The organism is Citrifermentans bremense R1, from assembly GCF_000426865.1.
Lineage (GTDB): Bacteria > Desulfobacterota > Desulfuromonadia > Geobacterales > Geobacteraceae > Geomonas > Geomonas bremensis.
Map to the genome: position 1 here is coordinate 18,853 of NZ_AUGE01000038.1, position 8,227 is coordinate 27,079.

Genomic DNA, 8,227 nt, shown 5'->3' on the forward strand with positions numbered 1-8,227 from the left:
TGTGTGAGTGGGACTTGAATAAAAATTCCCATAGCGCCATATGAGAGTCGTATCGGGATCGTTCGCTTATGCCAGGGGGGCGCAGGCTTAGACCCGGGATCCGGGGGGAGGCCTAACGCTGACGCGCGAGAGAAAGGTCTGCGGCTGGTTGATGACGATGCTCTCTGCCGGCAGCTTCGAGACCGGGATGTTGAACCGCTGCATCTCGGCGTAGTCGAACATGTACTGGTTGGGGCTTGGCTGCAGGCGCGACTGGAGGCGCTTTCCCCTTAAGACGTCGACCGCGAGTTCCGCGGCAGCCACTCCGTGCCGGCGCAGGTTGACCAGCCGCCCACCGACGATCCCGTAACCCAGGTTGAATTCCCATCCCCCGTACACCGGGCGCGACTGGCGTCGGAGATGCGCCGCAGCGCCTCCACGCCGGGCACCGCGAACCGGCTGAGAGTGTGGGAGAGATCTTTTCTGATTCTTGAGTTGTTTTTGCTTGTAATAAATATCAAGTTGGCTCAAATTGTCCCGCAATTTGACGAAGTATGACTGTGGGAACAATATCACGACATCCCCTGAGGCTGTCCCATGACTCTCAAAACGCGCAGCACAGTTATCTTTTTGTCGTTAATCATGCTTGGTGCATCCCTTGGTTTCCTCTGCTTTGACCGGGGCCCAGATCACCCCCGCCTTTTTTATCTCTTTGCTGTCCTTGTGGTTCTCGTTACGGCAGCCACGATCCACCTCGTCCTTTTCCGTTATATGAAAGCGATCGACGGCGCACGTGTCGCCTCGGAAAATGCTGCCAGTCGCCTCAACCTTGCGCTGAAAGCCGGAGGGTTCGGCATCTGGGACTGGGACATCGTCCGTGACCTGCTGGTGTGGGACGACGGCATGTTGCAGATCTACGGCATAGACCAGAGCGCGTTCAATGGGTGCTTGGAGAGCTGGAAGGAGGCGATCCACCCCGAGGACCGTGAACGGGCCCTGGCGGCCACGCAGGCGGCGCTGCGCGGGGAGACGGAATATGATCTCTCGTTCAGGTTGCTGCGCCCAGACGGGGAGATTCGGTACATAAAGGCCGACGGCACCGTGATACGCAATGGCGAAGGTGCTGCGGTGAGGTTCATGGGGCTGAACGCCGATGTGACCGAGCAAAAGATTATCCTCGACAGCGTCATACGCGAGAGGAACAAGGCCCAGCTATACCTTGACATCGCAGGCGTCATGTTCGCCGCGATCGACAGGGAGGGGATCATCAGGCTGATCAACAAGAAGGGGGGGCAGATCCTGGGCTATCCGGAGGACGAACTGATCGGGCGTAACTGGTTCGAGGTCTGTCTTCCTCCGACGGCGGTCGGCGTCGTCAAGGACGTCTTCGCCAAGCAGATGGCGGGGGAGATAGAGTCGGTCGAGTTTTTCGAAAACCCGATTCTCACTCGAAGCGGCGAGGAGAGGATGATCGCATTCCACAACACGCTTTTGCATGAGGAGGGCGGTGCGATATCCGGCGTCCTTTTTTCAGGCGAGGACATAACTGAGCGGAAGCGGGCGGAGGCGTCGCTCGAGAAGGCGGCCGGCGAATGGCAGGCGGCGATGGACGCCTCGGGCGACGCCATCTACCTCCTCGATCTCGACCGGAGGGTACTGCGGGCGAACAAGGCATTCTACGAGATGACCGGGAGGAGCCCGGAAAGCTCGATAGGGATGCACATAGCGGAGATCATCCACCCCGGCCACTCGGCCCCGTGCATCCTTTGCGACGCCCAGACTGCCCTCATCGACTTCGTCACCGTCCTCGAGGCGGGTCACCCCGACAACCACCAGGGATGCCCGGTGGAGGTGAGCCTCAAGATGGTGCGCGACGGCAACGGCAAGCCGGTGAGCATGCTCGTCACGCGCCACGACCTCTCCTTCGATCGCAAAACCCAGGAGACCCTCAGGGAGAGCGAGGAGCGCTACCGCCAACTGGTCGAGCATTCCCAGGACATCATCTTCATCAAAAGCGGCGGGAAGATCGTCTTTGTGAACGACGCGGGGGTCCGTATCCTGGGCGCTGCGAGCGCGAACGATATCCTCTCCCGCAGGCTGCTCGATTTCGTCCACCCCGATTCGAAGGCGCTGGTGCAGGAGCACATGGAGATGGCGGCCACCCAGATGGGGCGCCTGCCGGTAACCGAGGTGAAGTACCAGCGCCTCGACGGGAGCACCTTTTACGGCGAGGTCACCGCCACCTCGATCATGCACCAGGGAAACGCGGCGATCCACGTCTTTGTGCGCGACATCACCAACAGGAAGAACCTCGAGGAGCAGCTGCGCCATTCGCAGAAACTGGAGGCCGTGGGGCATTTGGCCGGAGGAATCGCCCACGATTTCAACAACCTTCTTACCGTCATAGGAGGTTACGCCTCGCTGCTCGAGATGAAGATGGAGCCGGGGGACCCCAAGGCGGAGATGGTCGACCAGATCGTCGCCTCCACGGACCGCGCCGCCAATCTCACCCGCAGCCTGCTTGCCTTCAGCCGGAAGCAGGAGATGCACGCAGACGACTGCAGCCTAAACGAGATCGTCCAGGGGGTCGGGAAGTTCCTGAGGAGGATCATCGGTGAGGACATCACGCTGAGCACCACCCTTGGCCCCGAACCGCTCACCGTCTTCGCCGACAAGGGGCAGATCGAGCAGGTGATCATCAATCTCGCGACCAACGCCCGGGACGCCATGGAAAACGGGGGCGCCTTCTCCATCTCGACCGGGCTAACCGTTTTTGACGGCAGGTTTATCCAGTCCCGCGGGTTCGGAAAGCCCGGGAAGTTCGCCGTCGTCAAGGTCTCCGATACCGGCAAGGGGATCGACGAGGGGGTGCGGGGCAAGATCTTCGAGCCCTTCTTCACCACGAAGGAATTCGGGAAGGGGACCGGGCTCGGGCTTTCCATCGTCTACGGCATCGTGAAACAGCACAAGGGGTACATCGACGTCGACGGCCGTCCGGGGAAAGGGACCACTTTCAGCATCTACCTCCCCCTCTCCGGAAACCCTCTTCCAAAGGGCAGGGGGAAGGAGACGTTCGACGCCATCAAAAGGGGGAGCGAGACGATCCTCATCGCCGAGGACGAGGCGCACGTCCGTGAACTGGTGGACTCGGTGCTGCAGCAGTTCGGCTACCGGACCATGCTCGCCGTCGACGGCAGGGATGCGGTGGAGAAGTTCAGGAGGCACCGGGAGAGCATCGACCTCGTCTTCACCGACCTCATCATGCCGGGAAAAAGCGGCATGGAGCTCCACACCGAGATCAAGGCGATGAGGCCCGACGTCAAGGTGCTCTTCACCAGCGGCTACATGGCTGACGTCATGGAAAAACACGGCAACGTCGACGAGCGTTACGACATCCTGATGAAGCCGATCGCTCCCGCGGAGCTCGCCCGCAAGGTGCGCGAGATGCTCGACGCCTGACTTCCCCCTAAAGCCGCTCTTTTGGCTTTATCGCCACCCCTTTGGCAACGAGCCAGGCCGTTGCCTTCCCGCCATCTGTTGGTAGTTTTTGCTGCCAGAGGCAAGATGGAGCAGGAAACGGAGGAGAAGGAGAAGTACGGGGGCTGAACACAACGGGAAAAAACAGCAATCTCAAGCCACGCAGACGGCGTCGATTCCTTCGACGAAACCCGCCTGCGCGGAGGACGCCCGCACCAGCGCCCGAGCCCCCCGGGCGCCCACCGTCATCAGCATCTTGACCCCGGATGGCCTCACCTGGCCGGTGGCAAGTACCGGGGCACCGTGCAGCTCCCGCCCGATCTTCCGTGGATCGACGTCGAGCCAGGCGGAGACCCCGATCCCCTCCTCGCGCAGCAGGCGATACCACGCCCGCCCCTCCAGGCCCGCTCCGGCTAGAATGACCTCGCTTTCCCCTTCCAGAAATCCGTTCATCAGGTGGTGCAGCTTGCAGCGCCGGAAGGCGTCGGGAGCATAGGCGGGATTGGTGCGCGTGGTCCGTTCGGGGCGCTCCCGCCAGAAGAACAGGGTCTCGGGGAGCCGGGCGAACTTCACTTGTGCGGCGGCAAGTCTGAGCCACAGGTCGTAATCCTCGGGCCACCCCTGATCGCGGTAGCCGCCTACCTGCTCCACATCGGCTCTGCGGTACATCACGCTCGGGTGCACGAAAGGCGATTCCACGAAGAGGTCTGCGGCTATCTCCTCATGGGTGATGAGCCGGTTCTGCCACTTTTCATACCCCGCCATCCCTAGGCCTACCTGCTGCCGCGGGAAATGCTTGAACGAGCAGGCAACGAGCCCTGTCCCGGTGTGGGCGGCGAGGAACGCCACCTGCGCCGCGAGTCTTTGGGGGTGCACGATATCGTCGCCGTCCATCCGGGCGACAAGCGGCGCCCGGCACTCCTTCAGCCCCTGGTTCAAGGCGGGAACGAGCCCCTTTCCGCTGTGAAGCACCCGGATGCGCGGGTCGCTTGCCGCCGCCTCGGCCAGGACGCCGGGTGTTCCGTCGGTCGAGCCGTCATCCACAGCCACCAGCTCCCAATCGGTAAAGGTCTGCGCCGCGAGTGAGCGGAGCGCCGCCGGCAGGAACCGCTCCTCGTTTCTCACCGGCATCAGGATGGAGACAGCCGGAAGGTGATTCAGCGTGGTCATGCAGAGTCCCCCATATGCCTGTTATTGCGATAGGCAACATATCAGCAGTAAGGGTTGTACTCCAAGTGAAAAGGCGCCGCGAGTAGGAGGTGACTGGTTCCAGCTGCGGGCAACTGTCACAATTGTTATCATGGCAATGACGGAAACCGGTAACTGTACCCATGCCAAAATGTGTAGACTGTATCTGGCGTGATTGGGCTCGTGGAGTAGAGTGGAGATGTCTTCAAGCAAACTGTGTGAGCGGCGCTGGGGGGAGATATGGCTTTGGACACGGCAACAGACTGCAGGCCGCTGTATGAGAAGGTAGGGGGCGAGATAGTCGCGCTCATCGAAGGTGGCACCTTCCGGGTTGGGGAACGGCTTCCCTCGATCAGGCAGCTCAGCTCAAAACTGAGTGTCAGCATCAACACGGTGATGCAGGCGTACGCGGTCCTGGAGGACCGCCGGGTGATCCAGGCGCGCCCCCAGTCGGGGTACTACGTCTGCCCCCGCGCGCCGGAAATCACCGCTCACCCCGTCTCCTGCGGGCAAGGTTTTCGCGCCACCGCCGTCACCTTCAGCGATCTCTGCCAATTGGTGATCCGCAACATGATGGAGCCGGCAATGGTCCCTCTGGGAAGTGCGGTTCCCAATCCGCAGCACCTGCCGTTCGAGAAGCTGAACCGGATCATGTCGGCTGAGCTGAGGCGCTTCGGCTCCCAGAGCGTTTCCTACATGATGCCGCCGGGGAGCGAGCGGCTTCGGACCCAGATCGCCAAGCGCTCGCTTCTTTCCGGGATCAGCGTCACCCCGGACGAAGTGCTGGTGACTGCCGGCTGTGTAGAGGCCGTTCAGCTCGCCTTGCGCGCCACCTGCCGCGCCGGCGATACCATCGCCGTCGAATCCCCCTTCTACTTCAACTTCCTGCAACTCATCGCGGAAATGGGACTGAAGGCGCTGGAAATTCCCTCGACCCCGAGGGAAGGGATATCGATAGAGGCGCTTCGCTATGCCATCGAGAACAACAAGATCAGCGCCTGCCTGGTGATTCCCAACTTCAGCAACCCGCTGGGGAGCTTGATGCCGGACGACAGAAAGCGCGAACTGGTTCAGCTTCTGGAAGGCCACGGCATCCCCCTTATCGAGGACGACATCTACGGCGATCTCACCTTCGGCCAGCAGCGCCCGGTCGCGGCAAAATCGTTCGACAAGAAGGGGCTGGTTATCTACTGCTCTTCCTTCTCCAAGACCCTGGCTCCCGGCTATCGGGTCGGGTGGGCAATCGGGGGGCGTTTCCAGGACGAGATGGAGCGGCTGAAGATGATGACGAACCTTGCCGTCGCCTCACCGACCCAGCTTGCCCTGGCGGAGTTTCTCGCCAATGGCGGGTACGATCACCACCTGCGCGCCATCAGGCGCGTCTATGCCAAGAACCTGTCCCAGATGTCGGAGGCGGTGGCGCGGTATTTCCCGGAGGGTACGCGGATGACGCGCCCCACAGGGAGCTTCATGCTGTGGGTGGAGATGCCGCAGGGGGTGGATTCGGTGAAGTTGTTTCACCGGGCATTGGAGCATCGCATCGGCATCACGCCGGGAGCCATATTCTCTCTCTCCGACAAGTACCGGAACTATATCCGTCTTTCATCGGCGTATTGGGATGACAAGTCGGAACGGGGAGTAGAGACCTTAGGTACGCTGGCCAAGGAGTTACTGGAGTCCTGGATGCAGCTGGCTTAGATGGGTCAGTGGGGTATGTGGATGAGCGAGCAGTTACGGCATTTGCCGTAGCGTGCGGGCAGGTAGAGCAGGTTGATAGTCAGGCACTTCTTGCATTCCCAAAAGGTGTAACCGGTTACTTTCTGCCCGGCGTCTTCGCTGAACAGCCACTTGTAGTAACCGTCCCAGTCGTATTCTGGTTTTTGGTTCGCCTTCTCTATCAATTCCTCCAGCAGCATCGCACACTCCTTGAGTGGTTTCAGTCACTGGCGGATAATGTACGCCGATTTTGTTAAATATCAACAAAACATTGATGTTAAATGCTGGCAACGCCAGCTAACTGTCCGATAGATTCTGTCATTTTGTCATTCATTCTGTTTGATTCTGCTGCTTTGACTAAGATGAGTATCAATGGCACACTGCAGACTCTACATGCGCCGGTTTTGCAATTTCCGCCTAGACTTCCTTTTTTGATCGGCGGTAAAATGGCTTATCTGAACAGACTGTCTGAAAGGAGGCGCGTATGAAAAGGTTGATGACAGACGTCATGATGCTGGTCGGTGGCGGGGTAGTAGGCGCTGGCTTGGGCCTGATGTTCGCCCCTTACTCGGGTGCCAAAAGCCGCAAAAAAATGGTGCGCATGGGCAAGGTGATGGGCAATAAGAGCGACAGGATGATGCGGGATCTCTCCGGGAGGATGTCCGATCTGGCTGACGCCATGGAGAGCATGAGCGGCAAAGCGACCAAACTGATGCGCATTAGGTAGTGTGCTCACGGCGCATCTTCAACTGAACGACTGATAAGGAAAGTGAAATGGCCCGAAGCGTTGTCTGCTTCGGGCCATTCTTTTGCTTCATCCGAACCTGATCAAGACGGCCCCGGCGACGATGATCGTTGCCGATAAGAGCCTGGTCCTGCCATAGGATTCCTGCAGAAACAAGATGCCGATGAGCACACCGACCATGATGCTTACCTGTCGCACCGGCACCGCATAACCAACGCGAGCGAGATTCAATCCATAGCGGAAGGTGAGAAACGAGGCCATCACCACTGGTCCACTGCAAAGGATGGGGCGCCAGTTGACCCGCCATTCCTCGGCGATGGCGCTCCGGTACTTGGTGCGGCTCAGATTCAGGGTCATGAGGAGCAGCATGGTGAGCGTGAGGAAATAGGTGAAGTATAAGGGCGGGTAGTGTCTGACACCGGTTTTCTCGGCGATGGAGCCAACGGAATAGATGAAACCTGCCAAGAGCGCCGCTCGCACCGAGGTGCTTTTCAAGTCGCGGAAGGGACGGGCGAGTTCCACCAGGCTCAGGCGCTGCATCTGCACCGAGAAGGTGCCCAGGATGACGAGGAGTATCCCGGTAACGCCGCGCAGGGAAAGGCGTTCTCCCAGAATCGCCATTCCCCAGATGGGGACCCATACCATCGAAGTCTGGGAGAGGGGGTAGATCACGGAAAGGTCGCCGGTGTGGTAGGCACGGCCGTTCAGCAGGTGATAAAGGACGAAGCTGACCGAGCCGATGGCGATCATCAGCAAGGTATGGCTTCCGGGAAGGCGGAACTCTTCAGGGAAAAGAGGCAGTGATGCTGTGAACAGGATGCTGGCGATCACGAACATCCACCAGATGAAGACAGTCTTGTGGCGGCTGCGCTTCACCAGCATATTCCAGATGGCATGCATGACCGCTGAGAAGATGATCAACGTGAAGGCGAGATTGGACATGGCGCGGAGTATAACCGAGGTAGGGGAGTAAGGGGAAGGTATGATTTTGGATATTTACTCTATTAGATAATTTTAGTCACAAAGGTGTTGACGCTCGAAGATCGCTTTGCTATAAAGCTGGACTCCGCAGCAAACAGTTCTTTGCAACCGAATAAACGAGCCGGCAGAAAGTGAGGCCAT

7 protein-coding genes are annotated in these 8,227 nt (G+C 59.6%); 3 read left to right on the forward strand and 4 right to left on the reverse strand.

The genetic code is table 11. The features are described from left to right. Positions 1-87: 87 nt before the first annotated feature. Complete coding sequence (locus K419_RS0117065; RefSeq protein WP_026842631.1) at positions 88-378, reverse strand: hypothetical protein; 291 nt, start codon at positions 376-378, stop codon at positions 88-90. 324 nt (positions 379-702) lie between these two features. Between K419_RS0117065 and K419_RS0117070 the strand changes: the two genes are divergently transcribed. Continuing rightward, positions 703-3,438 (forward strand): hybrid sensor histidine kinase/response regulator, encoded by a 2,736-nt coding sequence (locus tag K419_RS0117070; protein WP_226377727.1) that lies wholly within the window; start codon positions 703-705, stop codon positions 3,436-3,438. Positions 3,439-3,609: 171 nt separating this feature from the next. Here the strand turns inward: K419_RS0117070 and K419_RS0117080 are convergent, their stop codons facing one another. Further along, the gene (locus tag K419_RS0117080) at positions 3,610-4,626 is read right to left on the reverse strand and encodes a glycosyltransferase (protein ID WP_026842633.1); all 1,017 of its coding nucleotides are present in this window, start codon (positions 4,624-4,626) and stop codon (positions 3,610-3,612) included. Between the two features lie 258 nt (positions 4,627-4,884). Between K419_RS0117080 and K419_RS0117085 the strand changes: the two genes are divergently transcribed. After that, positions 4,885-6,342: an aminotransferase-like domain-containing protein gene (locus K419_RS0117085; protein ID WP_026842634.1), complete on the forward strand. Its 1,458-nt coding sequence runs from the start codon at positions 4,885-4,887 to the stop codon at positions 6,340-6,342. Between the two features lie 5 nt (positions 6,343-6,347). Here the strand turns inward: K419_RS0117085 and K419_RS0117090 are convergent, their stop codons facing one another. Beyond that, positions 6,348-6,560 (reverse strand): hypothetical protein, encoded by a 213-nt coding sequence (locus tag K419_RS0117090; protein ID WP_026842635.1) that lies wholly within the window; start codon positions 6,558-6,560, stop codon positions 6,348-6,350. Between the two features lie 284 nt (positions 6,561-6,844). Between K419_RS0117090 and K419_RS0117095 the strand changes: the two genes are divergently transcribed. Next, entirely contained in the window at positions 6,845-7,087 is a 243-nt protein-coding gene (locus K419_RS0117095) for a YtxH domain-containing protein (protein WP_026842636.1), read from the forward strand. A gap of 87 nt (positions 7,088-7,174) precedes the next feature. Here the strand turns inward: K419_RS0117095 and K419_RS0117100 are convergent, their stop codons facing one another. After that, positions 7,175-8,047 carry an EamA family transporter gene (locus tag K419_RS0117100; protein ID WP_026842637.1) on the reverse strand — a complete coding sequence of 291 codons (873 nt, stop codon included), beginning with the start codon at positions 8,045-8,047 and terminating at the stop codon, positions 7,175-7,177. Positions 8,048-8,227 lie beyond the last annotated feature (180 nt).